The 25,193-nt window shown below is 62.4% G+C and carries 26 protein-coding genes; 3 read left to right on the forward strand and 23 right to left on the reverse strand.

Annotated elements, in window-relative coordinates:
- Positions 1–28: 28 nt before the first annotated feature.
- The 3 genes from ABNU55_RS00265 to ectA are packed head-to-tail and all read right to left on the reverse strand — an operon-like array spanning position 29 to position 2,298.
- Positions 29–430 carry an ectoine synthase gene (locus ABNU55_RS00265; RefSeq protein ID WP_290754477.1) on the reverse strand — a complete coding sequence of 134 codons (402 nt, stop codon included), beginning with the start codon at positions 428–430 and terminating at the stop codon, positions 29–31.
- Between the two features lie 6 nt (positions 431–436).
- A complete protein-coding gene (gene ectB / locus ABNU55_RS00270) occupies positions 437–1,735 on the reverse strand; it encodes a diaminobutyrate--2-oxoglutarate transaminase (protein WP_290754478.1) in 1,299 nt (432 codons plus the stop codon).
- Between the two features lie 56 nt (positions 1,736–1,791).
- A complete protein-coding gene (ectA, locus tag ABNU55_RS00275) occupies positions 1,792–2,298 on the reverse strand; it encodes a diaminobutyrate acetyltransferase (RefSeq protein WP_290754479.1) in 507 nt (168 codons plus the stop codon).
- 240 nt (positions 2,299–2,538) lie between these two features.
- Between ectA and ABNU55_RS00280 the strand changes: the two genes are divergently transcribed.
- Complete coding sequence (locus tag ABNU55_RS00280) at positions 2,539–3,093, forward strand: MarR family winged helix-turn-helix transcriptional regulator (protein ID WP_290754480.1); 555 nt, start codon at positions 2,539–2,541, stop codon at positions 3,091–3,093.
- A 113-nt stretch (positions 3,094–3,206) separates the two neighbouring features.
- Positions 3,207–3,773: a cytochrome c family protein gene (locus ABNU55_RS00285; RefSeq protein WP_290754481.1), complete on the forward strand. Its 567-nt coding sequence runs from the start codon at positions 3,207–3,209 to the stop codon at positions 3,771–3,773.
- Between the two features lie 9 nt (positions 3,774–3,782).
- Here ABNU55_RS00285 and ABNU55_RS00290 read toward each other — a convergent pair whose 3' ends face one another.
- The 19 genes from ABNU55_RS00290 to ABNU55_RS00380 form a co-directional block, all read right to left on the reverse strand.
- Positions 3,783–4,982, reverse strand: a complete 1,200-nt coding sequence (locus ABNU55_RS00290; RefSeq protein ID WP_290754482.1) for a molybdopterin molybdotransferase MoeA — start codon at positions 4,980–4,982, stop codon at positions 3,783–3,785.
- A complete protein-coding gene (moaC, locus tag ABNU55_RS00295) occupies positions 4,979–5,461 on the reverse strand; it encodes a cyclic pyranopterin monophosphate synthase MoaC (RefSeq protein ID WP_290754483.1) in 483 nt (160 codons plus the stop codon). The genes ABNU55_RS00290 and moaC overlap by 4 nt, the downstream gene beginning before the upstream one ends.
- Positions 5,458–6,003 (reverse strand): molybdenum cofactor biosynthesis protein B, encoded by a 546-nt coding sequence (gene moaB, locus ABNU55_RS00300; RefSeq protein WP_290754484.1) that lies wholly within the window; start codon positions 6,001–6,003, stop codon positions 5,458–5,460. The genes moaC and moaB overlap by 4 nt, the downstream gene beginning before the upstream one ends.
- 1 nt (position 6,004) lies before the next feature.
- The gene (locus ABNU55_RS00305) at positions 6,005–6,472 is read right to left on the reverse strand and encodes a molybdenum cofactor biosynthesis protein MoaE (protein ID WP_290754485.1); all 468 of its coding nucleotides are present in this window, start codon (positions 6,470–6,472) and stop codon (positions 6,005–6,007) included.
- 8 nt (positions 6,473–6,480) lie between these two features.
- On the reverse strand, positions 6,481–6,729 hold the full coding sequence (gene moaD / locus ABNU55_RS00310) for a molybdopterin converting factor subunit 1 (protein ID WP_290754486.1): 249 nt from the start codon (positions 6,727–6,729) through the stop codon (positions 6,481–6,483).
- A gap of 3 nt (positions 6,730–6,732) precedes the next feature.
- Complete coding sequence (gene moaA / locus ABNU55_RS00315; RefSeq protein WP_290754487.1) at positions 6,733–7,764, reverse strand: GTP 3',8-cyclase MoaA; 1,032 nt, start codon at positions 7,762–7,764, stop codon at positions 6,733–6,735.
- Positions 7,757–9,250 (reverse strand): NTP transferase domain-containing protein, encoded by a 1,494-nt coding sequence (locus ABNU55_RS00320; protein ID WP_290754494.1) that lies wholly within the window; start codon positions 9,248–9,250, stop codon positions 7,757–7,759. Before ABNU55_RS00320 ends, moaA begins: the two co-directional genes overlap by 8 nt.
- Before the next feature lie 53 nt (positions 9,251–9,303).
- Positions 9,304–9,648 (reverse strand): LysR family transcriptional regulator, encoded by a 345-nt coding sequence (locus tag ABNU55_RS00325; RefSeq protein ID WP_290754488.1) that lies wholly within the window; start codon positions 9,646–9,648, stop codon positions 9,304–9,306.
- Positions 9,645–10,373, reverse strand: a complete 729-nt coding sequence (soxA, locus tag ABNU55_RS00330) for a sulfur oxidation c-type cytochrome SoxA (RefSeq protein WP_290754489.1) — start codon at positions 10,371–10,373, stop codon at positions 9,645–9,647. Before soxA ends, ABNU55_RS00325 begins: the two co-directional genes overlap by 4 nt.
- A gap of 56 nt (positions 10,374–10,429) precedes the next feature.
- Entirely contained in the window at positions 10,430–10,750 is a 321-nt protein-coding gene (gene soxZ, locus ABNU55_RS00335; RefSeq protein ID WP_290754490.1) for a thiosulfate oxidation carrier complex protein SoxZ, read from the reverse strand.
- Positions 10,751–10,762: 12 nt separating this feature from the next.
- The gene (locus ABNU55_RS00340; RefSeq protein WP_290754491.1) at positions 10,763–11,236 is read right to left on the reverse strand and encodes a thiosulfate oxidation carrier protein SoxY; all 474 of its coding nucleotides are present in this window, start codon (positions 11,234–11,236) and stop codon (positions 10,763–10,765) included.
- Positions 11,233–11,691, reverse strand: a complete 459-nt coding sequence (gene soxX, locus ABNU55_RS00345; protein WP_290754492.1) for a sulfur oxidation c-type cytochrome SoxX — start codon at positions 11,689–11,691, stop codon at positions 11,233–11,235. The genes ABNU55_RS00340 and soxX overlap by 4 nt, the downstream gene beginning before the upstream one ends.
- Positions 11,688–12,959, reverse strand: coding sequence for an NAD(P)/FAD-dependent oxidoreductase (locus tag ABNU55_RS00350; RefSeq protein ID WP_290757805.1), 1,272 nt, complete (start codon positions 12,957–12,959; stop codon positions 11,688–11,690). Before ABNU55_RS00350 ends, soxX begins: the two co-directional genes overlap by 4 nt.
- On the reverse strand, positions 12,956–13,336 hold the full coding sequence (locus ABNU55_RS00355) for a c-type cytochrome (RefSeq protein WP_290754097.1): 381 nt from the start codon (positions 13,334–13,336) through the stop codon (positions 12,956–12,958). The genes ABNU55_RS00350 and ABNU55_RS00355 overlap by 4 nt, the downstream gene beginning before the upstream one ends.
- Positions 13,333–15,537 carry a molybdopterin cofactor-binding domain-containing protein gene (locus tag ABNU55_RS00360; protein ID WP_290754100.1) on the reverse strand — a complete coding sequence of 735 codons (2,205 nt, stop codon included), beginning with the start codon at positions 15,535–15,537 and terminating at the stop codon, positions 13,333–13,335. The genes ABNU55_RS00355 and ABNU55_RS00360 overlap by 4 nt, the downstream gene beginning before the upstream one ends.
- Before the next feature lie 15 nt (positions 15,538–15,552).
- Positions 15,553–16,008, reverse strand: a complete 456-nt coding sequence (locus tag ABNU55_RS00365; protein WP_290754103.1) for a (2Fe-2S)-binding protein — start codon at positions 16,006–16,008, stop codon at positions 15,553–15,555.
- A gap of 189 nt (positions 16,009–16,197) precedes the next feature.
- Complete coding sequence (locus ABNU55_RS00370) at positions 16,198–19,779, reverse strand: hydantoinase B/oxoprolinase family protein (RefSeq protein WP_290754107.1); 3,582 nt, start codon at positions 19,777–19,779, stop codon at positions 16,198–16,200.
- A complete protein-coding gene (locus tag ABNU55_RS00375; protein ID WP_290754110.1) occupies positions 19,779–20,990 on the reverse strand; it encodes an Nramp family divalent metal transporter in 1,212 nt (403 codons plus the stop codon). The genes ABNU55_RS00370 and ABNU55_RS00375 overlap by 1 nt, the downstream gene beginning before the upstream one ends.
- A gap of 81 nt (positions 20,991–21,071) precedes the next feature.
- Positions 21,072–21,821, reverse strand: a complete 750-nt coding sequence (locus tag ABNU55_RS00380) for a glucose 1-dehydrogenase (protein WP_290754113.1) — start codon at positions 21,819–21,821, stop codon at positions 21,072–21,074.
- 147 nt (positions 21,822–21,968) lie between these two features.
- On the opposite strand from ABNU55_RS00380, the gene ABNU55_RS00385 reads away from it, so the two are divergent.
- Complete coding sequence (locus ABNU55_RS00385; protein WP_290754116.1) at positions 21,969–24,359, forward strand: zinc-dependent metalloprotease; 2,391 nt, start codon at positions 21,969–21,971, stop codon at positions 24,357–24,359.
- Between the two features lie 3 nt (positions 24,360–24,362).
- On the opposite strand, the gene ABNU55_RS00390 is transcribed toward ABNU55_RS00385, so the two are convergent.
- Complete coding sequence (locus tag ABNU55_RS00390; RefSeq protein ID WP_290754120.1) at positions 24,363–25,178, reverse strand: hypothetical protein; 816 nt, start codon at positions 25,176–25,178, stop codon at positions 24,363–24,365.
- Positions 25,179–25,193: the final 15 nt, after the last annotated feature.

A 25,193-nucleotide genomic window follows, 5' to 3' on the forward strand; every position in this document is an offset into this window, starting at 1 on the left:
GGGCTACGTGTCTGGTTTGGGAGGCGCTTTAATCTGCGTCCTCAAGGTCTTCGGCTGCCGCATAGGAGCCGTCCGGAAGGTGAACTTCCTTGCCGGTCACCGGCGGATTGAAGCAGCAGGCCATGTGCAGTTCTTCTTCCGCGCGCAGCGTGTGCTTGTCGTGCAGGTTAAGGCCGTACACCACGCCAGGCTTGATCTCATGGGTCTCGCCGGTGGCATGGTCGGTAATCGAGCCCTTGCCCTTCATGCAGTACACGCTCTCAAAGTGGTTCTTGTAATGAAAGGTATGCTCTGAGCCGGCTTCCAGCACTGTGATGTGGAAGCTGAAGCCCATCTTGTCGTCTGCGAGCAGCATCCGGTAGGACGTCCACTGCGCATCGGACACGGCACGGTCTGTGCCTTTCATTTCATTCATATCGCGTACGATCATTTTATTTTACTCCGCTGCGACTTTTGAGTTGTCGATTGTTTCCTTGGCCGCTTCGAGAAGGATTTCGAGACCCTTGCTGAGCGTTTCCTCGGGGATGGTCAGGGCGGCGAGGACTTTCACGACCTCGTCGTCTGCACCGGACGTCTCGATGATGAGCCCCTTTTCAAAGGCACGGCTGCAAATCTCGGAGGCGATGTCGCCCGACGTCACATCGACGCCTTGCATCATGCCACGGCCCTTCAGGCGCGAGCCCGGAATGACATCAACAATCTTCTTGAGGCCAGCTTCCAGAATGTCAGCTTTCTTGCGGACATCCTTCATGAAGGCATCATCCTTCCAGAACTTCTCCAGCGCCACCTTGCCGGTCACGAAGGCGTGGTTGTTGCCACGGAACGTGCCATTGTGTTCGGCTGGCTTCCAGATGTCGTGCTCTTTCTTGATAAGTGCACAGGCAAAGGGAAGACCCATGCCGGAAAGCGACTTGGCCTGGGTAATGATGTCCGGCTTGATGCCGGCAATTTCGAAGCCGAAATAGTCGCCCGAACGGCCGCAACCGGCCTGGATGTCATCCACGATGAGCAGGGCGCCATGCTTCTTGGCGAGGTCCGCAATGCCTTTCATCCACTTGGCAGAAGCTGCATTGAGGCCGCCTTCGCCCTGGATGGGTTCGAAAATGAAGGCTGCCGGCGCATCGACGCCCGAAGACGGATTGTCGAGCATCATCTCGATCTGGTCGAGTGTGTCGATGTCTTCGCCAAAAGCATTGGCATAAGGCAGATGCGTCGTGCCGGTTAGGCCGACGCTGCCAGTGCCTGCACCGCCACGCTTGCCGGCATTACCGGTCAGCGCTAGGGCGCCCATGGTCATGCCATGAAAGCCGTTGGTGAAAGCGATGACATTGGTTCGGCCAGTAACCTTGCGGGCAAGCTTCACGGCTGCCTCAACGGCATTTGTGCCGGTCGGGCCGGTCATCATGATCTTGTAGTCATCCATACCGCGCGGCTTGAGGATGTATTCCTCGAAAGCCTTCAGCCACTCGGCCTTGGCGTCGGTATACATGTCGAGGCCATGGGCAATCCCATCGCGCTCGATATGGGCGATCAGCGCCTTCTTCATGTCCGGGTCGTTGTGACCATAGTTGAGGGTCGAGCACCCGGCGAGAAAGTCGATATAGGTCTTGCCGTTGGCGTCGGTCATTTCCGAGCCTTTGGCACTGGTGAAAAGCGTATCGAAATTGCGGCAATAGCTGCGCACGATCGATTCGCGCCTTTCGAAAATGTCTTCCTGAATGTCTGTGAACGGCATGCGTTCTGCTCCTGTCTGGTCTGGTTTTGAGCGTATCTAAGCGCGAGACTTGGCGGCTAGCTGTTTGCCGGCCGGTCGAAAGGGCCGATTGTCACGAGGATCTCGCTGTCGTGACGGCCTTTGAAATGCTTGTCCTTGTCAAAGAAGGTGGTGTCCTCAAGCGGAGCGTCAAGCCACCGTGCAAGGCTTTTGAAGAGGCCCCATGAGGCTTCATTATCCGGCGTGATCGTGGTCTTCAGAAAGCGCACATTCTTGCAGGATGGGCGCGAGAAGATGTCGGCGACGAGACGTTTGGGAATACGCTTCCCGCGCGCCTTTTCACCGATGGCGACCTGCCAGAGGAAAAAGACCTCAGGCTCTTCCGGGGGGATATGCCCGCTGACCCATCCGATGACTTCGCCATCCTCGCGCGCGAGCGCGCACGTCTGTGCGAAATGCGTGGTCTGGATGAGGTTCATGTAGAGCGAGTTCGTATCGAGCGGCGGACAGGCCGCGATAAGATCGTGGACGGCAGCGCCGTCCTCGCTCTTGGGTGCCTCGATTGTAACAGCGTCAGTGGTCATAATTCCTAGCCCGCTTCCAATTTAGTAATGGCCGGCGCCTCCGGGTGTTCCGTAGCTGCACCTTGCCAAATAAACATTGTTTGACTATCTATATAAGTGTCGCGAGTTTGGGGTCAACCCATGCGCGCCAGAGATTTAGATTGAGAGACAAAATGGTTTTTTAGCGCGATATAAGACAAAAATTTTCCCCGAGTTGATTAGTTTTAAAAATATATATTTCACCAAAGGACAATTGATAAAATGGCGCAATTATCGGAAGGATTCGACTCGCTGCGCCTTTCGGCGGCGCATGCAGATATGTGGAGTGAGGATATGCAGGATCAGGCCGAGGTGGCCCTCGTCGCGCTGCGGCGCGTCCTGAAGGCGACGGCAAGCAATGTGAAGGCTGTTGCGCAGAAAACGGGGCTGACAGCCTCGCAGCTTCTGGTGCTTCAGGTGCTGCGCACGCAAGGCGACACGCTGACCGGCGACCTGGCCAAGGCCGTCGATCTGAAGCAGGCGACGATTTCCATCCTGATCGACAAATTGCAGGAGAACGGCCTGGTGGACCGGCGGCGCGGTGAGAGTGACCGCCGCCGCGTCTGGGTCCATATTACAGAGGAGGGTCTGGCTGCCCTCGACGGCGCCCCCGACCTTCTGCAGGATACATTCCGGACGCGGTTCGGCAAGCTGGCTGACTGGGAGCAGGCGAGCATCACTGCTGCCCTGCTGCGCGTCGTCTCCCTCCTGGATGCAGACAAGATCGAAGCCTCTCCGATCCTCGATGTTGCCGGCGTCAACGACCCTGCCGTCTGATCAGCCGGACCACATGAGACCAATCGTCCGATGGGCCTGTTTTCCTTTTGCATGGCCTTCGACGCGGCCTAGACTGGACGCCACGGTACCAACAGGTTGATTGGAGACACCCTATGAAATTTCGAATGACCGCGCTCGCGCTTGTGCTCGCTGCGGGACTTGGCGCGTGCGGCGGCGGTAGTGAAGAGCCCGCTCAGCTCGAGGCCGACGCGCCACCGGCCGAGCAGTCTGATGCTGCAGACGACGCTGTGGAGACCCCGGCTGCTGACGTTGAACCCGAGGAGGCGGAGACAGCCGCCGCGCCTGCGGAGACCGAGGCGGCCTCTGAATTTTCTGGTCTGCCTGAGCCTTATGCCTCGGCTGATTACGCCACAGGCCGCCGGCTTTTCATGCAGTGTTCGTCCTGCCACTCGCTCGTCGAGGGTGGTCCGACGCTTCTGGGCCCCAATCTCTATGGCCTGTTCGACCGTCATGTGGGCGAACGTGAAGGGTTCGACTATTCGAAGGCCCTTCAGGACGCAGACTTTGAGTGGACGCCCGAGAAACTGGACCAGTGGCTCACCAGTCCGCGTAATTTCCTGCCAGGCAACCGTATGAGCTTTGCCGGCGTCCCGCGCGAAGATCAGCGCACAGCCATTATCGCTTATGTGATGAGCCAGACGGGCTACACGCAGGACTAATCGGGAAGACTAGAAGCGCGGCAGGCTGGTGAGAATGATGTCCACCGGCTCGCCGCGCTTCCTTGCGGGCGCATCCGGAAGCCGGCGTAGAAGGGCTGCGCTCTTCACGAAAGGCTTGATCAGGGAGCTGTCCTGATCCGGCGCCGGGTCGACGGTCAGCCTGCCGTCCGCAGAGAGGGATACGAAGGCGCGCATATAGTGCTCGCGCGGCCCGTTCGCCTCAATGTCGCAGGCCAGACTTGCGGGGACGAGGCTCTGCGGCGTGCCCGTTATCAGCGGTTTCAGGAATAATTGCGCGCAGACCAGGGCCGATGCGGGGTTTCCCGGCAGGCCGAGCACGCGCGTTCCGTTCCGTCTGGAAAACCAGGTCGGTTTGCCCGGCCGTACAGCTATCTTCTCGAAAACCGGTTCAAAGCCAGCCGCGGCGAAGGCCGGGCGCATCAGATCATGATCGCCCACTGAAGCCCCGCCGACAGGAAGGAAGATGTCGATGTCCTTCGCCGTCTCGATGCGCGCCGCGATGGCCTCCAGCGTATCTTCGGCAATGCCGAGATCGACCGGTTCTCCGCCCCAGTCGCGGATAAGGGCAGCAAGGGCAACCGGGTTGGAATTCACGATTTCGCCGCGGTCCAGCTCGCTCCCGGGGGGCTTCAATTCATTGCCATTGGCGAGAATGCCGATCCGGGGACGGCGCAGGAACTTCACCTCGCCGATATTCCCGGCGGCAAGTAAGCCCAGCTCAGCAGCGCCCAGCGTGGCCCCTTCAGGGAGGAGCAGGTCGCCTTCGTCAAAATCACGGCCCGCCTTGCGAACGAATTGCGGCGACCCATAGCCGTTTACGCAGACAATTGTGCTCTCGTCACGGGTGGTGTCTTCCTGGATCGCGATGTGGTCAGCGCCTGCGGGGAGTTCACCGCCGGTAAAAATCCGGACCGCCTCTCCGGGGCCCACCTTACCGGCAAAAGGCGCGCCTGCCGGGGCTTCGCCGATGACCGAAAGCCGGGTGCCGGGGGAGCGCACATCCTCCAGTCGCACAGCATACCCATCCATTGCGGACATATCTGCTGGGGGGCGGCTGACGCGCGCCCAAGCATCCTCGGCGAGCCGGCGGCCATGAGCGTCTTCGATTGCCAGGCATTCGATGGATAAATCCAGAGCATTTCCTGCGATGGCGGCAAGGGCGTCATCCACGCTGATCAGGCCGTTCATGTTGCTCCTTTCCTGTAGTCGCCGGACTTGCCGCCCGTTTTCTCAAGAAGCTCGACCCCCTCAATGGTCATCGCCTTGTCGACGGCTTTCAGCATGTCATAGAGTGTCAGGCAGGCAGCCGAGACGGCTGTCAGCGCCTCCATTTCGACGCCGGTCTGACCACTGGTCTTCACGCGAGCCGTGACGGTGAGGGCGCACGCATCCCTGTCTGCCTCGATCTCGACCTTCACAGAAGAGAGCGGCAGAGGATGGCAGAGCGGAATGAGGTCCGAGGTGCGCTTGGCGGCCATAATGCCGGCAAGCTCTGCGATGGCGATGGGATCGCCCTTTTTCGTGTCGCGGCTGGCGGCGAGCTCCAGCGTCTCTGCCTGCATGCGGACCCGGCCATGGGCGATGGCAACGCGCTCCGTGACCGCCTTGGCACCGACATCGACCATCCGGGCGCGGCCGTCCGGTCCGATATGAGTAAGGTCGCTCAATGGGAATGCTCCATATGCTCCATCAGGCGGGGCATGAGCTCCACGAGGTTGCAGGGCTTGTGGCGGCTGTCGAGCTGTAGCGAGATGACCTTGTCCCAGCCATCCTTGACCGCCCCGTTGGAGCCCGGCAGGCAAAAGATAAAGGTTCCACTGGCCAGCCCGGCAATGGCGCGGGACTGGAGCGTGGAGAGGCCCACGCTCTCATAGCTTACCTGATGAAAGATCACCGAGAAGCCGTCGATCACCTTGTCGAAAAGCGGGGTAATAGCCTCTGGCGTCACGTCGCGTCCGGTGAGGCCTGTCCCGCCACTTGTGATGACTACGTCCACGTCGGGGTCCGCGATCCAGGCTGAGACCTGCGCGCGGATCGCCGCCTTGTCATCGGGCACGATCTTGCGGTCGGCAACGACATGGCCGGCGGCTTCGATACGTTTTGCCAGGGTGAGGCCGGACGTGTCTGTTTCAAGTGTCCGGGTATCGCTCATCACCAGAACGGCAATGCGCACGGGGTGAAATTCGAGGCTCTCATTGATGCCGTGCATGTCAGGCTTTCTCCGTATCTGTCTGCGACCAGCGGGCACTGTCGCTATAGTCCTCGGCGCGCGGTTCGATCCATCGACCGCCAGTCGGGGTAAGTTCCTTTTTCCAGAAGACTGCTTCGGTCTTCAGGTAGTCCATCAGAAAGTCTGCCGCTTCGAAAGCCGCACGCCTATGGGCCGAGGCGGCGGCGACAAAGACGATGGGGTCGAAGGGCGCCATGTCGCCGGTCCGGTGGATGATACGCAGGGCGGTGACAGGCCACCTCTTCCTGGCCTCTGCTATCGCCTTTTCGACGCCGCGTTCGGTCATGGGAGAATAGGCCTGAAGGTGCAGCCCCGTGACGTCGCCATCCGATGCCGTGTCGCGCACGAGCCCCGTGAAGGTCACGATCGCGCCAGCACCGCGCGCCTCCTTCTGAAACGCCTCCAGGGCCTCGGCCGCGTTGAATGGATGGGGGGTAATGGTGATCATGATCAATCTCAGCCGCCGCCGACGGGGGGCATGAAAGCGATCTCGTCACTTCTGGATACAGGATGTGGATCCACGACGATTTCGTTATTGATGGCGAGACGGACGCTCTTGTCCAGGAAGGCGCCATCGGCTGACTTTTCCTCGTCCAACCAGCGGCGCAGTGCGGCTGTATCTGTAATAGCAGCGGGTATATCCAGTTTTTCGCTATCCTTGCCGGTGACATCGCTGAGGCGTCCAAAATACAGAATATCAGCCATGGGTCAGCCTCCGGTAACCGACATGTGGCGGTCGAGCGCCGGGGCCTGATCCGGCCTGTCGATGGCGAAATCATGCCGCTCAGGCTTGGCGATGAGCGCGCGGTCCAGGGCCGCGTCGAGCGCGGCTTGCGGGTCGTCGCTTTCACGAAGCGCGGCGCGAAGGTCCACATGGTCATCCTGACCCAAACACATATAGATGCGGCCCGTACAGGTGACCCGGATACGGTTGCAGCCGGCGCAGAAATTATTGGTGAGCGGCGTGATGAAACCAAGACGCCCGCCTGTCTCTGCGATGCGGACATAGCGCGAGGGGCCGCCATTCGTGTCGCGGCTGGGCTCGTCCGCCAGCGTCCAGCGCCGCTCCAGCTCATCGCGGATTTCGAAGAGCGGAATATACTGGTCGTAACGGTCTTCGCCCGTCAGGCCGAGCGGCATGACCTCGATCAGTGTCATGTCGTGGCCGCGCTCATGCGCCCATTCGATCATGCGGGGTATCTCCCCGGCATTCTGATGGCGCAGGGCGACCGTATTGATCTTGATCCTGAGACCTGCGGCGGCGCCCGCCTCAATGCCACGCATGACCTTGTCAAAATCGCCCCGCCGCGTGATCTGCTGGAACATGGCGCGGTCCAGCGTATCCAGTGAAACATTCACCCGCCGCACGCCGGCCTTCACCAACGCCTCTGCGTGGGTCTCGAGCTGCGTTGCATTGGTGGTCAGGGTGAGCTCCTCAAGACCGCCGTCCAGATGCTGCCCAAGCCCATTGAACAGGTCCATGATATCCTTGCGCACGAGCGGCTCACCGCCCGTCACACGGATTTTTCTCACACCGCGCCGGATGAAAGCGTCCGCGACGGTCTGAAGTTCTTCGAGGCTCAAAAGATCTTTTTTGGGCAGAAAGCTCATATGCTCTGCCATGCAATAGGTGCAGCGAAGGTCGCAGCGGTCCGTTACAGACATGCGCAGATAGCTGATTTCCCGGCCGAAGCTGTCGGTCAGCTGTGCAGGCTTCAGGGCGGTGTGTCCGTCAGGCATGCGCAAGTCCTTTCGCGCGATCAAGGTCGGCGGTGGTGTCGATGTCGAGGGCGCTTTCGGGCGCGAGATCCAGGGTTGCGGTGTTCGTCAGCTTGCCGAACAGGGCTTTCGCCCCGCTGTCACCGGAGAGGCGTGTCAGCTCATCGAAGGTGGTGGCGTGGAAGATGGCAGGGGGGCAGAGTATGCCATCTACCTTGCTCATCACGGCGGTACGCCCCTGCCGGAACCTGTCCTGAAGGGCGCGCAGATGGGCGTCATCGATATGCGGCATGTCGGCCAGCAGGATAAGCGCCCCTCTCGCACCCGCCTCCTTTGCGGCGCGGATGCCTGCTGCGAGCGACGTTGCCTGGCCTTGGACGGCGTCCGGATTGGTGATGACCTCCCAGCCCGCTTTTGCCAGCGTATCTGAGCGTTCCTTATCGTCCGGCCCAGTGACGGCGATGCGCGCGGCGGAGGGTTCACCGTGCAGACGCGCCGCGGCGTATTCCAGCACAGAGGTTTCGCCCAATCTGGCCATCAATTTGTCGCCCGCCTCGAACCGGCGCGACTGTCCTGCGGCCAGAAGGACCAAGGCCGTATCGGCAAAAGGCTTGCGGCGGACGTCATGATAGGCGGCGACAATCTCTGCCAAGACCGAGACAGCCAGCATGGAGGCATCCCGCATGGATGGGATGAGACCGACAGGGCCGCGTACGCGTTCAAACTCCACCTCAGAGACGCCATCGGCCTTTAACGCCTCCCAGCGGCGCGCATGGGTCTTCCGGCTGCCGACCGCGCCGATATAGAAAGCCGGCCCCTCAAGCGCCTGTTTCAGGAGGGGGCCTTCCCAGTGCGTGTCGTGGAACATCAGGATGAATGCCGTCCACGCATCGTCCCTGGCGGCGGGGATATCCGACGGTGTCTCAAGAGCAGTGATGTCAGCAAAGCCCTGGGCGTGCGCAGCGGTAACATCCTCGCCGTCACGCAGCTGAAGCTTCACATCCAGCCCGGTCGCCGTCGCCACACGGGCCAGGGCGAGGCAATCGGCCCCGCGCCCAGCGATGCGAAGACGTGGCTTCGGCACATATTGCGGGGTGAAATCGCTAAGCGCCTTCAGGTCAAGCTGGGCGGGCTGGCGCGCTGCAAGCGCATCGCGGACGAGCTTCAGGTGCGCGTGATCGGCTTCGGGGAGGATCGTGACTTCAATGGCGCCGCCACAGGGAAGCGGAAGATCGGTGAATGGCGATCCGGCGCCGTAGCGAAGCTGCTTTGCTTTCCCTTCGCGCAGGCAATTCTGCGCCTGCAGGGCCACATCTGAATCGATGCATCCGCCGGAAATATAGCCGGCAATCAGGCCTTCGCCGTTCACGGCCATCAGTGCGCCGGGCGCGCGCACCGCGCCGCCTTCAATGGCGGTTACCACCACGAGCGCCACCGGCCCGGCCGCATGCCAGTCCAGCCACTGGCTGAGCACGTCTTCTGGATGTTCGGGATAGATTTGTTGCATGGCCAAGATGCTTTCCGTTCTAAACCATCATTTAGAACGATACTAGCGCCCGCCTAATCCTGCAGGCGGCAAAGCGTGCCGACTGCCTTGGTGGAAGCGGTGCTGGCGGCATCGGTTATCTCTGCATAAAGGGCGAGCACCTGCTCCCCCATGGCGGTGAGGCTTGAGCCGCCCCCAGTTGCGCCGCCATGCGAAGATGAAATGAGCGGAGTAGAGAAATCACCATTCATTTCGTCAATCAGTTTCAGCGCGCGCGGATAGGACATGGAGAGAGCTGCCGCCGCCTTGCGGATGGAGCCTTCACTTGCAATGGCGCGCAGGAGAGCAGCCTTGCCGGGGCCGAACCTGCCGCCATTCGGCAGGTCGATGCGAACGCTGAGTCTGGCTTGGCCGCTCATCTGCGCACTCCCGGTGTTTCAATGGCCAGCCCCTCAGCGCGCCTGGCAAGGTAGAGCTCAACGGCAAGATAGTCGTCCGAGCCGAGGGCGCGTGGTTCTGCGCGCACACCGGCGTCACAATCGCTGAGGCGGCGGTGCAGGGAACCGAGGGTCTGCCATTCGAGACGATAGGCCGGAAAGCCGGTGCCGTGACCCTGACTGATCGTGTCGCCGCGAAGTTTCTTGCCCCAATTTTCGTCATGGCATTGGGTGCAGGCGAGGTTGAACTGGCCCCGCCGGGTGTGGAAATAATCCTCGCCCCGCGAATACCAGTCTGCCGCCGCGCCTTCGATATCGACAGAGACCGGCTCGCCGCGTGCAAGGTGTGCGACATAGGCCGTCAGCGCGAGGAGGTCATCGCTCTCATAGGTGAGAGGCGGGCGATCCTGATAGCGTTCGCGGCAAAGATTGATCCGGCCTTCAATATTGACGAGCCTGCCGCTCTCCTGATCGATCTGTGGGTAATGGGCCGCCGCGCTTGCCAGCGAGCGGGCGCCCTCGGCATGACAGTCGCTACAGGCATCTGTGATCCCGTCCGCCTCCTGGAACAGCGCTTCGCCCCGGTCGACCCAGAGAAAGCTGGGATTGGCGAAGTCATCGTCCTGAAGGGCCTGCGTTTGCGGCTGCAGGAAGGCGTAACCGGACTTCAGAGGCGCCGGCTGTGGCGGGGTATCCGGCGCGGCCACTCTGTCATTCCCGCAGGCGGCTAAGCAAATGGCCGCCACGACTGCGATACCGGACTTCATTCCACCATCAGCTCGTGGGTCTCGGACCAGCTCTGGCCGTTCTGGTCGGTCCATTTGAACTCGATGGGCCCGGATGTGGTCGCGCGGGTGTAGAAAGTGAAGATCGGATTTGCGGCAATGCCCGGATGCAGGTCGGCTTCGAAGACCGTCTCGCTATCATAGGTGACCTCGAACCGCTCAATGATGTCGCGCTCGATGCGCTTGCCATCCGGCCCGCTGCGATAGCCGGTTTCCATTGGGTGCTGGATGAGCGCTTTCAGTTCGATCACGTCGCCCGCGCTGGCGGTGTCCGGTGCGGCGATGCGGATGGTTGCCATGTCTCTCGTCCTCTAACCGATCAGGCAGGCAGCCAGTGTGACCACCGTGCTCGCAGACCCTTGCCAGAGCGAGCCATCGCTCATCTCCGCGACGCACCGGATGCGCTGTGTGCCCGCCATGCGAATGCGGGTGGAAATCTCAGCCTTGCCGGCGCGGGGGCCAAGTTTGAATAGGGCGATGTCTGCGATGGGGTTGCGCGGTGATACGATCGCCATCCGGGTCACATGATCATCAAAGCTCATCGGGCTCTCGGCGGAGACCGTTATGGCGACGGAGTTTCCATTCTCCGCAATGGGGGGCAGTTTCACGCTGACCCGGCCGTCATTGATGGGCTTGTCGCCAAAGATCTCGCGGATGGCGGCGTCCGCGTCTGCCGCATCGGCCATGGCGCCGAGGGGCAGGGCGGTGCTGAGGCCTGCCGCTGCACCGGTCAGGAGAAAGGTGCGCCTGGCAATCGCGGAAGGTCTGTCTGGCATATCGGTCATGTGGCGTCACCGTCGAGCAGGGCAAGATAGGATACCAGATCCTCGATCTGTTGGGCACTGAGGGCTGGCTGACCCTGATAGTCTGTCGCCACCTGGTTAAGGCCCTCTGTGCGGTAATAGGAGGGCATAAGCGTTCCCGGCCAGAGATATTGGGCGTCGGCGATGCGAAGGCGCAGCTGCTCCCTGCTGAGACGTTTGCCTACTGTGGAAAGATCAGGACCGACATTTCCCTGAAATTCTGCGTCGAGCCCTTCCACCGCGTGACAGAGCACGCAGTGGCCTTGCTCGCGTTCGGTAAAGACGGTCTCACCGCGCCCGGCATTTCCTTGCAAGCCGCGCAAAGCCGCCGGAATCATGTCGCCGTCTACTTCAACCGGAGTCGCCAGCCGGGCCTCTGCCTGGGAGTCGCAGCCGGCAAGACAGGTGAGTGCGAGAATGGCGGCGAGCGTTTTCATCCAAAGGTCTGCCGGGTGATCTGGTCAAACCAGGCCGCTGCCTGCGCAGCTTCTGCGGCCCGAACCGATTGCGCCGCGCCTTGCGGGCTGAGCCCGCCTGCGCCCTCGATACTGGAAAGGGCGCCGCCTTCATTGCTGTAGACGCCCGTAATAGAGACGGCAGCATCCGGCGTGACGTAGGAATAGCAGGTATTGGCGAGCACGGTCGGCGCCAGCGGCTGACCACGAAGCTCCCGCGTAATCTGCAGGGCGCAGAGCTTGGCCTGAAGATTGGCCGAAAAGGCCGATTTCGGCATGGGCGCTGCAATGGTGGCATCGCCGAGGACATGGATATCGGGCTGAAGCGTTGAGGAGAAATCCAGCGGATCGATGGGGCACCAGCCTGTCTGGTCTGCCACTCCGGCGCGTTCGGCGATCTCCCCGGCCTTCTGCGGCGGGATGACATTGGCGACGTCGGCGTCATAGGTGTCGAAATCCGTCGATAGCGTCATTGCGCCCGGATCGACCGAAGCGACGCGCCCGAAGTCGCTCGCGCCGATCCATTCCAGATGATCGGGATAGTGTTTGGCCCAGGCTTCGAGGAAAAGCGGCTGTTTGGAGAACTGGTCCTTGGCATCAAGGATGATGAGCTTCGAGGCAGGTTTCCGGGTTTTCAGATAGTTGGCGATGAGGCTGGCGCGCTCATAAGGCCCGGGCGGGCAGCGAAATGGGGCTGGCGGCACGGACATGACCACCAGACCGCCATCCTGCATCGCCTCCAGCTGATCACGCAGGAGGGTGGTCTGCGGTCCGGCCTTCCAGGCATGCGGCATGGCTTCCTGCACCGCCTCGTCATAGCCTTCCAGCGCGCCCCATCGGATATCGATGCCGGGCGACATGATGAGCTTGTCATAGGAAAGCGTGCCGCCTGAGCCGAGGGTGACACGGCGTGCGGTGGTATCCACATCTTCGGCCCGGTCCTGCACGACATCGATGTCTACCGCCTTCAGCCCTTCATACCCGAATGTCTGGGCCTCCATGTCCCTTAGCCCGCCAATGACGAGATTGCTGAACGGACACGCGATATAACGCTTCTGCGGCTCAATCAGTGTGATGCGGGCGTCCGGCAGCCCGGCCTTCAGAAATCGCGCGGCGGCGGCGCCGCCAAAGCCCCCGCCGACAATGATGATCCGGGGCTGCGCCTGGGCGATTGCCGGGGCCGCGAGGAGAGACAGGGAGGCGGTGCCGATGCCTGCCAGCACACCGCGCCGATGAGGCTTCCAGGTCATGGCGTGCTCCCCTGCTGCGCGCTGAGATAGGCCGCGACAGCGGTAATGTCCGCGTCGGAATAGCCGCGCATGAGCCGGTGCATCACCGTGGTGCCATCCATCTCTGCCTTGTAGGTTTTGAGCTTGGTCTCAAGCTCAGCCTGATCGAACTGGCTATAGTCTGGGATCGCTTCGCTGCCGCCCCCATGGCAGCCCGAACAGGTCAGCGCCAGCAGCTCACCGGGTTCTGTCTCCTGCAGGGCATCGCCCGCAAAAGCCTGCGGTGAGGGTTCGGCCTGCGCCGCGCTCTCTTCGCCGGGGCTACAGGCCCCGGCCAATAGACCTGCAGCCATGAGCGCGGCTGCGACGTTCAGCGCTGTTCGGCGCCGCGGTCTCACGCGTCCCTCAGGCTCTGGTCCTTGATCGGCAGGTTGCGGATCCGCTTGCCCGTAGCCGCATGGATCGCGTTGAGGACCGCAGGCGTGGCGACAGCGATGGTCGGCTCGCCGACACCGCCCCAGAAGCCGCCGGATGGCATGACGATTGTCTCCACCTCAGGCATGTCCCGCAGACGCATGGAGTTGTAGGTGTCGAAGTTCTTCTCCTGCACCTCACCATTCTCAAACGTGATCTCTTCAAAGAGCGCCGCGGACAGGCCGTAGACGAAGGAACCGGCAACCTGGGCATCGACCTGCTGCGGGTTAACCGCATAGCCGGGGTCGGTCGCCGCGACGATGCGATGAATCTTGAGCTGTCCGGCATCATCCACCGTCACTTCTGCGCAAGCTGCCGTATAGCTTCCGAAGGAGTAGAAGGCGCAAAGCCCGCGCGACTTGCCGTCTTCATTGCCCCAGCCGGACTTCTCGGCAGCGGCCTTCAGGACGGCGGCCAGTTTCGGGTTGTCACCCATATAGGCCAGCCGGAATTCCAGCGGGTCCTTGCCGGCGGCATGGGCGAGCTCATCCATGAAGCATTCAAGATAGACTGCATTCTGGTTCGCGTTCACGCCGCGCCAGAAGCCAGGGCGCACCGGCGGGTTCCGCATGGCGTGATCGACCTTCAGCGCCGGAAATGTGTATTTCAGTGTCTGGTCTTCGACGCGCTCATCGGTTCCACTCGGCAGAAGGCCCTGAAAGGTGAACGGGTCCATGCCATCCTGAAGCGCCTGTGGCATGAGGCCAGCGAGGATCGACTGTCCGGCAATGCGGATCTTGAGGGCGGTGAGATTGCCTTCCTCATCCAGCGCACCTTCGCACCGGGCGCGTGTGGTCGGGTGATAGAAGCCATGCTGCATGTCTTCTTCACGGGTCCAGAGGAGCTTTACCGGCGTGCCAGGCATCTGTTTGGCGATCTTCACGACCTGGCTGACGTAGTCACTCATGCCGCGCCGGCCGAAGCCGCCGCCGAGCAGCAATTTGTAGACATCGCACTGCTCAATTGGCAGGCCAGCCGCCTCGGAAGCGGCGCCGAGGGCTGCTTCCCCATTCTGTGTCGGACACCAGACCTCGCACTTGTCCTCGGTCCAGATTGCCGTCGCATTCATCGGCTCCATGCAGGCATGGTTCTGATGCGGCACGCGATAGGTGGCCTCAATGGTTTGGGCGGCATTGGCGAATGCCGCCTCGATGTCACCGCTCATATTGCCCACGGAGGCATCATCGGCTGTGAGGCCGTTTTCCAGCTCGGCCTCAAAGGCGGCGCTGGAATAGTCCGCGCCTTCGCCATCCGCCCATTCGACGGGAAGCGCGTCGAGCGCAGTCTTGGCCTGCCACCATTTGTCGGCAATGACGGCGACGGCGGTCTCATCGACCTTCACGACCTTGCGGACGCCAGGCATTGAGGACACGGCATCTGCGTCAAATGAAGCGAGCGTGCCGCCGCGTTTTGGCGCCTGCTTGATGGCGGCGTTGACCATGCCGTCCATCTGAAGGTCGGCGCCATATTTCTGGGCACCGGTGACCTTGTCTGGTGTGTCGAGCCGTTTGACCGGCTTGCCGATAATTTTCCATTCCGACGGATCTTTCACCTTCACGCCGGTGGGCGGGGGCAGGGCGCTTGCGGCCTCTGCCATTTCGCCATAGCGAAGCGTCTTGCCGCTGGCGCCATGCGTGATGACGCCTTTCTCAACAGTGCATTCGCCGACAGGCACGTCCCACTGGTTTGCAGCGGCCTGAATCAGCATGGCGCGGGCGACGGCCCCGCCCTCACGGACATAATCGACACTGCTCCGGATGCCGTGCGAGCCGCCGGTCGAGAAATCGCGCCAGACCCGGTCGCGGGCGAGGTTTTCACCCGGAGTCGGATATTCTGTGGTGACCTTTTCCCAGTCGCAGTCGAGCTCGTCCGCGACGAGCTGGGCGAGGCCGGTCAGCGTGCCTTGCCCCATCTCCGAACGGGCGATCCGGATCGTGACCGTATCATCCGGGGCGATATGCACCCACGCATTTACTTCCGGGTTTGGCTCCGCATTGGCCGCCTGGTCAGCGTCTGGCGCATCCTCGCTATTGTTCGAACAGGAAGCGAGAATGCCGATGGTGAGGCCGGCGGCGCCGGTGCCGACAATGAAATTGCGGCGCGAGAGCTTGATCGTGTCAGCCATGTCTCAGCCCTCCCTTCAGGCTTTTTTCGTCTTGGCGAGATGGATGCCCTTGCGCACGCGCGCGAGCGTCCCGCAGCGGCAGATATTCGTGACCTGCGCGTCGATGTCTTCGTCCGTCGGATCGGGCGTGTTGTTGAGCATGCCGGCCACGGCCATGATCATACCGGGCTGGCAATAGCCGCACTGGGGAATATCAAGCTCAACCCAGGCCTGCTGGACCGGATGGCTGCCATCTTCGGAAAGGCCCTCAATGGTGGTGATTTCCTCTTCGCCCGAAAGCGCGCCGACTGGATAGGTGCAGGACCGCACGGGCTGGCCATCAATGTGGATCGTGCAGGTGCCGCACTGCGCGATGCCGCAGCCATATTTGGCGCCCGTCAGCCCAAGATCCTCACGCAGAACCCAGAGAAGGGGCGTGTTCTCATCGGCATCGACGCTAACGGTTTTACCATTCACTTTAAGGGTCGCCATACGCTGTCCTTCTCTCGCATTGCCAAGGGGCGCCAGCATGTAACGTCTTCAAGCGTCTGGATAAGGATAGCCGCACCCTGTGCCGGGTCTTTGCCTGCGGTGGTCCATCATCCCCTGTGCCGGGCCATAATTCATCAACCCTAACCCGCTTGTCTTTCACTCGCCAGTGAAGCGCCCCAAAAAAACCGATCACTTACCGGTGAACGCATCATATCCGCCGCCGCCAGGTGTCTCGATGGTTATGGCTTCGCCAGCTTTCATGTCGACCGAAGCGATACCGCCGACAGATTGGCAGCGCCCGTCCGCGTGTTCAATCCATTGCTTGCCGGGGGCACCGTCGCCGCCACCGTTCAGGCCAAAGGGAGCGATCTTGCGCGAGGAGGAAACAAGTGTGCATACCGTATCGGAGAGCACGCGGATGGTGCGGACCACGCCCTGACCGCCTGTATACCGTCCCTCGCCGCCCGACCCTTCTCTCAAGGAAAATTGCTCAATGCGAAGGGGATAGGTCATTTCCATCACTTCCGGGTCGGTGATGCGCGTATTGGTCATATGCGTGTGCACGCCCGAGGCACCATCAAAGCCGGGCCCCGCGCCACTGCCGCCGCAGATTGTCTCATAATACTGGTAGGCGTCATTTCCGAAGAGAAGATTGTTCATCGTGCCCTGGGAGGCAGCGCTCGCCCCGAGCGCGCCCAGAAGCACGTTGCAGACCGCCTGACTGACCTCGGTATTGCCAGCCACCACGGCGGCGCCATGTGAGGGCGAGAGGAAGGAGCCATCCGGTATCACCAGCTCCAGCGGCCGCATGCAGCCCTCATTGAGGGGCAGTTCGTCCGCCACAAGGCAGCGGAAAACATAGAGAACAGCCGAACGGCAGACGACCGGCGGGGCATTGAGGTTGCCGGGACGTTGTGGCCCGGTCCCGGTAAAGTCGATGCGGGCAGAGCGGGCCTCATGATCGACCTTGATCGTGACGCTGAGCGGCAGGCCGTCATCCATTTTCACCGTCATCTCGCCATCGCTGAGCCGGTCGATGACCCGGCGCACGCTTTCCTCGGCATTGTCCAACACATGGCCCGCATAGGAAGAGACGCCTGCCCAGCCATAGCGTTCGATCATCGCGGCCATATCGCGGGCCCCTGCGCGATTGGCGGCGATCTGCGCGCGCAGGTCGGAAATATTGTTGCCGGGATTGCGCGCGGGATAGGGCGCACTGGACAGAAGCTCCCGCAGCGCGGCCTCGCGGAACTCGCCCTCGCTCAGCACGAGGAAGTCATCGATGACGACGCCTTCCTCTTCCAGCCGCGTGGCATCCGGAGGCGTGGAGCCGGGCGTCAGTCCGCCAATATCGGCGTGATGGCCGCGATTGGCGACAAAGAAGCGGATGGAGGTGCCAGCGTCATCGAAAACCGGCGCGATCACCGTGACATCCGGCAGGTGCGTGCCGCCATTGAAGGGGTTGTTGAGTGCGATCATGTCGCCGGGCTTCAACGTGTCGCCCCGGCTCTTCAGAACGGTCCGTACGCTTTCGCCCATGGCGCCAAGATGCACCGGCATGTGCGGCGCATTCGCCAGAAGGCGGCCCTGATCGTCAAAGACGGCGCAGGAGAAATCCAGCCGTTCCTTGATGTTCACACTCGTCGCTGTGTCGCGCAGGACCGCGCCCATACGCTCTGCCACGGCCATGAACATGTTGTTGAACAGGGCGAGAAGGACAGGATCCGGCGTCGCTGTAGCGTCGATCACCTCACGCGCCTTGGCGTCCGCACGGCGCAGGACGAGTTCACCACGCGCCTCCACGCTGGCGCTCCAGCCGGCATCGATCACAGTGGTGCCGGTCTCCTCGCTTATGAGAGCGGGCCCGGCGACATGGGTGCCTGGTGCCAGCGCGCTGCGCTTGTATAGCGGCGCCTCGACTTCTCCCCCGCCGCTCCAGAAATGCACCTGTGCGGCAGGCGCGTCTTCCCCGGTTGCCGAGGCAGTGCCGACATCGACATCGGGACCGGCTCGTCTTGCTTCACAGCCGATTGTCTCCAGCACCAGCTCCCGGTCCGCCGTGGTGAAACCGAATCGTTTCTCATGGAGTGTCTCAAAGGCACGGCGCATATTTTCGCGGGCGCCGAACGGCACGTCGAGACTTGTATCTGTCCCCTGATAGCGAAGCGCCGCGCGCACAGACCAGTCCAGCTTATCCGATCCGAGACGGGCGGTCTGCTGGTTTTTGATCTCCGCGATCTGTGTGCGACCGCGTTCCATCGCCGCCTCACCCAGCGGCGCTTCGACCGAGGCCCGCACCACATCGATCTCGTCGGAGAGACCGATGCCCAGCGCGGACAGGACACCGGCCATCGGGTGGATAATCACGGTGGATATGCCCAGCTCATCGGCCACCATGCAAGCATGCTGGCCGCCGGCGCCCCCAAAGGACTGGAGTGCAAAGTCAGCCGGATCACGCCCCTTTTCCAGCGTCACCTTGCTGATCGCGCGCGCCATGTTGGCGACGGCGATCTGGAGGAAGCCGCCAGCAAGTTCATGAGCATTCCGATTGAGGCCGGTCTCCTCGCGTACCTTTCCGGCCAGCTCTAAGAACTTCGCTTCTACCGTTTCCACATCCAGTTTCTGATCCTGCTGCGGTCCGAACACGGCCGGGAAGCTGTCGGCCTGGATACGTCCAAGCAGGATATTTGCATCGGTGACGGTAAGCGGGCCGCCGCGCCGATAACCAGCCGGGCCGGGGTCGGCGCCCGCGCTTTCGGGCCCGGCCTGGAGGCGTCCCTGTTCAAAACGCAGGATGGACCCGCCGCCCGCTGCGACGGTGTGGATATCCATCATCGGCACGCGCAGGGGGGCGCCGGCGACCTCTGTCTCGGTTACTCTCTCAAAGCCGTCCTCATACACGGAAATGTCGGTCGATGTACCGCCCATGTCGAAGCCGATGATGCGGTTATGGCCAAGCTTTCCTGCCGTCTTCGCCGCCCCGACCACGCCCCCTGCGGGCCCGGACAGGACAGCGTCACGACCGCGGAAATTCTTCGCGTCGATCAGACCGCCATTTGATTGCATGAACTGGAGCGATGTGCCGCCAAGCCGGTCCGACACCTGCCGGACATAGCGGCGCAGAACGGGTGTCAGATAGGCGTCGGCGACCGAGGTGGCCGAGCGCGCGACATAGCCTGCCAGCGGATCGGCTTCATGGCTGAGGGTGACAGTCTCGAACCCCGCTTCGCGCGCAATGTCGCCGAGACGTTTTTCCAGCTCGGGGTGCTTCCAGGCATGGAGCAGCGATATGGCGCAGGTCTCAAGGCCGGACTCCCGCGCCCTTTTCATCGCCTCCCGGGCGGCGTCCTCGTCGAGCGCTTCCAGAGCATTGCCCTCAAGGTCCACGCGCGCGCCGATTTCGAGGACGTCCTCATAAAGTGGGGCGGGGCGCTTTATCTCAAGGTCGAACAGGCGCGGCCGGGACTGGCGACCGATGATCAGCAGATCACGAAAGCCGCGATTGACCACAAAAAGCGTGCGGGCGCCTTTGCCCTCGAGCAGGGCGTTCGTTGCCACTGTCGTGCCCATGCGGACTTCATCGATTTGCCGGGTGGGCAGCGCCGCGCCTTCCGGCACGCCCAGACAGCGCCGGATGCCTTCAATCGCAGCGTCTTCATAGGCGCCCGGATTCTCACTGAGGAGTTTGAGGACGCTGAGATCGCCCTGCGGCGAGCGGGCGACGAGGTCGGTAAAGGTTCCGCCCCGGTCGATCCAGAATGACCAGCCCATTATCCACCCAGCGCCAGAGTGAGAGCCCGCCAGATGCCGCGAAGCCCGATGAGGAAGGTTATGAGGATCACAAGCCCGCCCGCAATATTGGCCGTGGGGCCGTTGGCGCTCTCGCCCAGAAGAGACTTTCGGTTCATCACATAGAGCAGGAAAATCGCGATAATGGGCAGGAGAAGGCCGTTGGCCGCCTGCGCGGTAATGATCAGCGACACCGCATCGATGCCGAGCAGTGAGATGGCGGTTCCGATGGCAACGATGGAAAGTGCGATGGCGCGGAAGCGATTGGTTTGCGCCTTCTCACCGCTGGCCGGGAACATCTCGCTCAGCGCATAGGCAGTCGCCATGGGGGCGGTGATCGCTGAAGTCAGCCCGGCCGCGAAAAGGCCGATTCCGACGAGGTAACGCGCGGCGGGACCGAAGGCCGGCTCAAGCGCAATCGCCATGTCGCGCGCGTTGCTGACATCGGTGCCGGACACGAACAGACTGCCCGCCGCGGTGGACAGGATCAGGATGGAAACGAGGCCGCCAAGGCCGATCGAGAGCGCTGAATCCCGGCGCGCCTCATCGAGCTTGTCACCCTCCAGCCAGTGTTTGCGGGCAGCTGCCGCATGGAGGAACAGATTGTAGGGCACGATGGTCGTGCCGATCAGCGCGATCGCGGTCAGCTGTGCGCCGTTCGGGATGGAGGGCACCAGCCCGGACGCAAAGGTCGAGAGGTCTGGGCGTACGAGTATGGCCGAAATGATGAAGGACGCGCTCATCACCAGGACGAGCGCGATAAGTATGCGCTCCATCGGCTTGTAGTTGCCGATCAGCAGGACGCCCGCCGCGATGAGGGCCAGAAGTCCCGTGAGCCAGCGTCTCGCCCCGTCGCCGACAATGGCCTCCAGCCCCATCACGCCGCCGGCGAGATTGCCGCTCTCATAGGCGGCATTGCCGACGCCGAGCGCCAGGAGGACAAGGATCGCCGCGCCAGCCTTTCCAATCGGGCCACTGACACTCGCCATGAGGGCTTCCCCAAGACCGCGCCGCGCGCCTGCCCCAAGCCTTGCGGCCATATCCTGCAGGATGATCGTGGCGAAGGTGGCAAAGACCAGCGTCCAGACAAGCGTATGACCGAAATCTGCACCGGCCACCGTGCAGGCCGTGACCGTGCCCGGCCCGATGAAAGCCGCCGCGACGAGCACGCCTGGTCCAAAGGATGGTTTCATGTCTCGCCCTGCAGCATCACGCCGCAGAACCTGCACGCCTGGGCCGGGTTTGTCGATATGGCAGAGCCGATTGGGCGGGCCTTAGCTGCCGCCGTCCACGCGCAGGATGGTGCCGGTTGTGAAGCTCGAGGCGTCGCTGGCGAGGCAGAGCGCTGCCGTCACGATTTCTTCCGGCTTGCCCGGGCGGCCGAGCGCATTGTCGGCTGTCTCCCGCATTTTCTCGGGCCATGCCTTCGAGATATCGGTGAGGAAGGGGCCGGCGGAGATCGTGTTCACACGAACCTTGGGGCCGTATTCGCGTGCGAATGAGACCGTCATGGCATTCAGCGCCGCCTTGGCGCCGCTATAGGGCACCACTTCCGGAAGCGGCATCAGCGCGCCCGTCGAGGAAATATTGATAATGACGCCACCATCGCCGTCGGCCATGCGCTTGCCGATCTGGGAGCCGATGCGGAAGGGGCCCTTGAAGTTGAGGTTCAGAACGCTGTCGAACAGGGTTTCGGGCACCTCGTGGCTGGGTACGCGCGGGCTCATGCCGGCATTGTTGACGAGGATGTCGACCTTGCCGAACGCCTCATAGGCCTTCTCGATCATCGGATCGATCTCTTCCCACTTGCCGCAATGCGCGCTGAGGGCCAGTGCCTTGCGGCCAAGCTTGCGGACTTCTTCTGCCACCTCTTCGCAGGCGTCCAGCTTGCGGCTGACGATGATGATGTCGGCGCCCTGCTCGGCAAAGGCCTTCACCATCTCATATCCGAGTCCCCGGCTGCCGCCGGTCACCAGAACCGTCTTGCCCGAAAAGTCGAAAAGCCTGCTTGCGAGGTCTGCCATCTGTCCTGTCTCCTCTGTTTTGCGCCGCAAATTCGCAGGAAGGCAGGCAGAAGACAATCTGCCTCTCGGCTTTCCCGCGCGGCAGGCGCTCGACATTCCCTTGCCAATGCCCGTAGGGTCCCGGCAGCAGGAAAAGGAGACCGCCCCGTGCGCCAGATCGTGACCGGATTAATCGTAGCCACCTTCCTCATCTTGGCGCCTGCCGCCCATGCGCAGGGCGGAGATGTTTTCATCGATCTCGAGGTGACCGGCGAGAACAAGGTGCTGGCGACGCTTCCCGCGCCGACAGGCGATGACGGCGTCATGCTGCGGATGATCCACGCGGTCCGCCTCAAGGCGGGGCTGGGCTCGAACCCGGTCGGTCTTGACCGCGGCTGGGGCTCGAGCGGTGAAATCCTGGTCTTCCGCAAGATCGGTGACAAGGTGGTGCTGGAGGTCGAGAATCAGACCTACCGCGCCAATCCGGCAAACCCGCTTGAGGCGCGCGCGGTGGCCGAGAGTTTCGCCAACTCCTTCGTTGCCAGCGCAGAGGTAACGTCAGAGGGCAATGGCGAGATCACCTTTGACCTTACAGGTTTCCTGACCGGCGACAGCCTGAACCTCGTCCAGCACCTGAAAGATGCCGGGCAGGGAAGTTTTGCCCTCAAGGCGGACCGCTCGCTGGTCGATCCGGACAATGTCCTTGTCTTTCCCGATAATGTCGAAGTTGATGCCTTCCTGACCCTCTCCAGCAGCGATCCGGGCAGCGAAGTCGCAACCACGGCCGCTAGCGGCAATGATGTGACGCTGATCCAGCACCACTCCTTCGTGCGCCTGCCGGAAGAAGGCTATACGCCGCTAGAGGCCGATCCGCGCGCGGGCGTGATCGATCAGGTTCATTTCGACTATAGCGCGGCGCTTGATGAGCCGGTGGTGACCCGGCTCGCCCGTCGTTATCGCCTGCAGAAGAATGAAGCTGGCGAGACCATCAATCCCATCGTTTTCTATATCGACAGCGGTGCGCCCCCGCAGATCCAGAACGCGCTTCTGGATGGCGCGCGCTGGTGGGCGGACGCCTTTGCAGCGGCTGGTTATCCAGATGGCTACCGGGTGGAGATCCTGCCCGAAGACGCCCATCCGCTCGATATCCGCTACAATGTCGTCCAGTGGGTGCACCGCCAGACACGGGGCTGGTCCTATGGCGGCGGCATTTCCGATCCGCGCACAGGTGAAATGCTGAAGGGCCACGTGATCCTCGGCTCCCTGCGCGTGCGTCAGGACCGTATGATTTTCGAGGGTCTGACCGGAACGGGCGAAACCGGAACCGGATCGCAGAACGACCCTGTCGAACTCGCGCTGGCCCGTATCCGCCAGCTTTCGGCCCATGAGATCGGGCATTCGCTCGGCTTTCAGCACAATTTTGCCGCAAGCACCTACGGCAAGGGCTCTGTCATGGATTACCCGGCCCCCGATGTACGCGTGGAGGATGGCAACCTGGATTTCAGCCATGTCTACGGCGTCGGGATCGGCACTTGGGACAAGTTCGCCGCCACCTGGCTCTACGGCGATCTTACCGAGGAAGAGCGCGACCAACTTGTGCTGGACGCGCGGACAGACGGACTGATCTTTGTCGCCGACCAGGACGCGCGCGGCACCGCCACGGGCCATCCGCTGGGCAATATCTGGGACAATGGCCCGGACCCTGTCGCGGCCCTTCGCGAGACGCTCGAAATCCGCCGCATCGCGCTTGAGAATTTCGGCACCGACCGCGTCGCCGAAGGCGAGCCCATTGCCGGCCTCAATGATGTGATCGTGCCCATCTACCTCTATCATCGCTACCAGACGGCGGCGGCCGCCAAGCTGGTTGGCGGGATGAGCTTCAACTATGCACAGCGCGGTGATGGCCAGCCTGCGGCAGAGATCGTTGCGCCAGAGCGCCAGCTGGAGGCTCTGGACGCGCTTCTGGAGACGGTTGCGCCCGCGCGGCTGGACCTGTCCGACGAGACACTCAACCTGCTGACGCCCGGTATGCCCAACTACATGCTGGCAGACTGGGACAGGGAGAGGTTTGCAAGCTCGGCCAGCCCGGCTTTCGACCTTATAGCGGCGGCCGATACGGCGGCGGCGACGACGTTTGGTATCCTGCTGGAGCCCCAGCGTGTCGCCCGGCTCGTTGAGTTTCATCGCCGCGATCCGGCCAATCCGGGCGCAGGGGACGTCTTGGCGCGGGTCCAGCAGGCGGTGATGACAACGCCGAATGCAGCGCGCACCCGCCCCATCGCCGAAGCGGTGCGTGCCCGCTATGCCTTCTCGCTGATGGATCTTGCAGGCGCTGACACGACAGCGGCGGTGAAGGCGGCAGCGGCCTCGGGGCTGCGTGACATGTCCGATGCGCTGCAAGGGCAGGGCGGGGATCATGCCGTCTGGCTGAGAAGCCGGATCGAGGACTTCCTTGAGGCCCCTGCCGACGTCAATCCGCCAGCCATTGAGGCCGAAACGCTGCCGCCCGGCGGCCCCATCGGCTATGCGCCCTATGAGACCTGCTGGCACTGCGACTAGGGGTCAATCGCCCGCAGCAAAGAAAGCCTGCCAGCATCTGAGACCTGCCGCATTATAGGTCCGCATGGTCTCGACCATGTTGAGAAAACCTGCCTGGTCGGCCAGCTCCGGCGGCAGGAGCGGGTCATAGTTTATGAGGCGGATAACGGCCTGGCCGATCAGAAGCGTCTCGCGCGCTGAATCGGGGACGGGCAGGTCGCTGAGCCCGCTCAGGCTTTCTTCCATAGCCGCCGTTGCGTCCTCATAGGTGGCCGCCAGTTTCTCCGCAGACCATAGCTCTGGCCAGCCGGAGGCGGCCGGGGCCTCGATCTCATCTGCGTGGAGAAGCAGGATCTCATCGTCCGCGCCGATGGCGATCAGCTCCCGGCGGTGTTCGTCGAGCGGCAAGGCGAGGTTTGCGGGCCGGGTCCAGACGCCTTCGGGTGTGCGCCTGTAGCCAGAGAGGCCGAGGGCGCGTTCGCGGGCGCCGAGCTGTTTCCGGTCGGTGCGCCCCAGATGATGGGTCAGCGCGATCAGCCAGGCGCCTGTCCAGGGCGCGATCTTGCGCTCGACATTCTGCCAGTCCTGCAGGCGCTGAACCAGCGAGCGCGATTTCGCCCCCGGCTGATAGAGGCCGCGCGCCGGGCTTTCCAGCAGGTCTTCCTTCAATAGCCGGGTCACCGCCACGCGAAGGGTGGACGCTTCGATATCGAAAAGGCTCGCAGCCTGTATCAGCCGCGAAATCGATTCCGGTTCGCTGCGTCGGCTGCTCAGCAGGGACAGGACCAAGGCGCGTGCGGTCATGTCCTTCCGGTCGAGAGGCTGAAAATAATACGTCATTTGACAGAGTGTGCT

The sequence above is a fragment of the uncultured Henriciella sp. genome (assembly GCF_964005855.1).
GTDB lineage: Bacteria > Pseudomonadota > Alphaproteobacteria > Caulobacterales > Hyphomonadaceae > Henriciella.

Excerpts from the sequence above, each read along its gene's own strand:
- ABNU55_RS00280 (WP_290754480.1), top strand. The coding sequence starts at position 2,539 with ATGGCGCAATTATCGGAAGGATTCGACTCGCTGCGCCTTTCGGCGGCG.
- moaD (WP_290754486.1), bottom strand. The coding sequence starts at position 6,729 with ATGGCTGATATTCTGTATTTTGGACGCCTCAGCGATGTCACCGGCAAG.
- ABNU55_RS00265 (WP_290754477.1), bottom strand. The coding sequence starts at position 430 with ATGATCGTACGCGATATGAATGAAATGAAAGGCACAGACCGTGCCGTG.
- ABNU55_RS00285 (WP_290754481.1), top strand. The coding sequence starts at position 3,207 with ATGAAATTTCGAATGACCGCGCTCGCGCTTGTGCTCGCTGCGGGACTT.
- soxZ (WP_290754490.1), bottom strand. The coding sequence starts at position 10,750 with ATGGCAACCATCCGCATCGCCGCACCGGACACCGCCAGCGCGGGCGAC.
- ABNU55_RS00320 (WP_290754494.1), bottom strand. The coding sequence starts at position 9,250 with ATGCAACAAATCTATCCCGAACATCCAGAAGACGTGCTCAGCCAGTGG.
- ectB (WP_290754478.1), bottom strand. The coding sequence starts at position 1,735 with ATGCCGTTCACAGACATTCAGGAAGACATTTTCGAAAGGCGCGAATCG.
- moaA (WP_290754487.1), bottom strand. The coding sequence starts at position 7,764 with ATGCCTGACGGACACACCGCCCTGAAGCCTGCACAGCTGACCGACAGC.
- ectA (WP_290754479.1), bottom strand. The coding sequence starts at position 2,298 with ATGACCACTGACGCTGTTACAATCGAGGCACCCAAGAGCGAGGACGGC.
- ABNU55_RS00375 (WP_290754110.1), bottom strand. The coding sequence starts at position 20,990 with ATGAAACCATCCTTTGGACCAGGCGTGCTCGTCGCGGCGGCTTTCATC.
- ABNU55_RS00325 (WP_290754488.1), bottom strand. The coding sequence starts at position 9,648 with ATGAGCGGCCAAGCCAGACTCAGCGTTCGCATCGACCTGCCGAATGGC.
- ABNU55_RS00350 (WP_290757805.1), bottom strand. The coding sequence starts at position 12,959 with ATGACCTGGAAGCCTCATCGGCGCGGTGTGCTGGCAGGCATCGGCACC.
- soxX (WP_290754492.1), bottom strand. The coding sequence starts at position 11,691 with ATGAAAACGCTCGCCGCCATTCTCGCACTCACCTGTCTTGCCGGCTGC.
- moaB (WP_290754484.1), bottom strand. The coding sequence starts at position 6,003 with ATGCACGGCATCAATGAGAGCCTCGAATTTCACCCCGTGCGCATTGCC.
- ABNU55_RS00370 (WP_290754107.1), bottom strand. The coding sequence starts at position 19,779 with ATGGGCTGGTCATTCTGGATCGACCGGGGCGGAACCTTTACCGACCTC.
- ABNU55_RS00340 (WP_290754491.1), bottom strand. The coding sequence starts at position 11,236 with ATGACCGATATGCCAGACAGACCTTCCGCGATTGCCAGGCGCACCTTT.
- ABNU55_RS00360 (WP_290754100.1), bottom strand. The coding sequence starts at position 15,537 with ATGGCTGACACGATCAAGCTCTCGCGCCGCAATTTCATTGTCGGCACC.
- ABNU55_RS00290 (WP_290754482.1), bottom strand. The coding sequence starts at position 4,982 with ATGAACGGCCTGATCAGCGTGGATGACGCCCTTGCCGCCATCGCAGGA.
- ABNU55_RS00365 (WP_290754103.1), bottom strand. The coding sequence starts at position 16,008 with ATGGCGACCCTTAAAGTGAATGGTAAAACCGTTAGCGTCGATGCCGAT.
- ABNU55_RS00390 (WP_290754120.1), bottom strand. The coding sequence starts at position 25,178 with ATGACGTATTATTTTCAGCCTCTCGACCGGAAGGACATGACCGCACGC.
- ABNU55_RS00380 (WP_290754113.1), bottom strand. The coding sequence starts at position 21,821 with ATGGCAGACCTCGCAAGCAGGCTTTTCGACTTTTCGGGCAAGACGGTT.
- ABNU55_RS00305 (WP_290754485.1), bottom strand. The coding sequence starts at position 6,472 with ATGATCACCATTACCCCCCATCCATTCAACGCGGCCGAGGCCCTGGAG.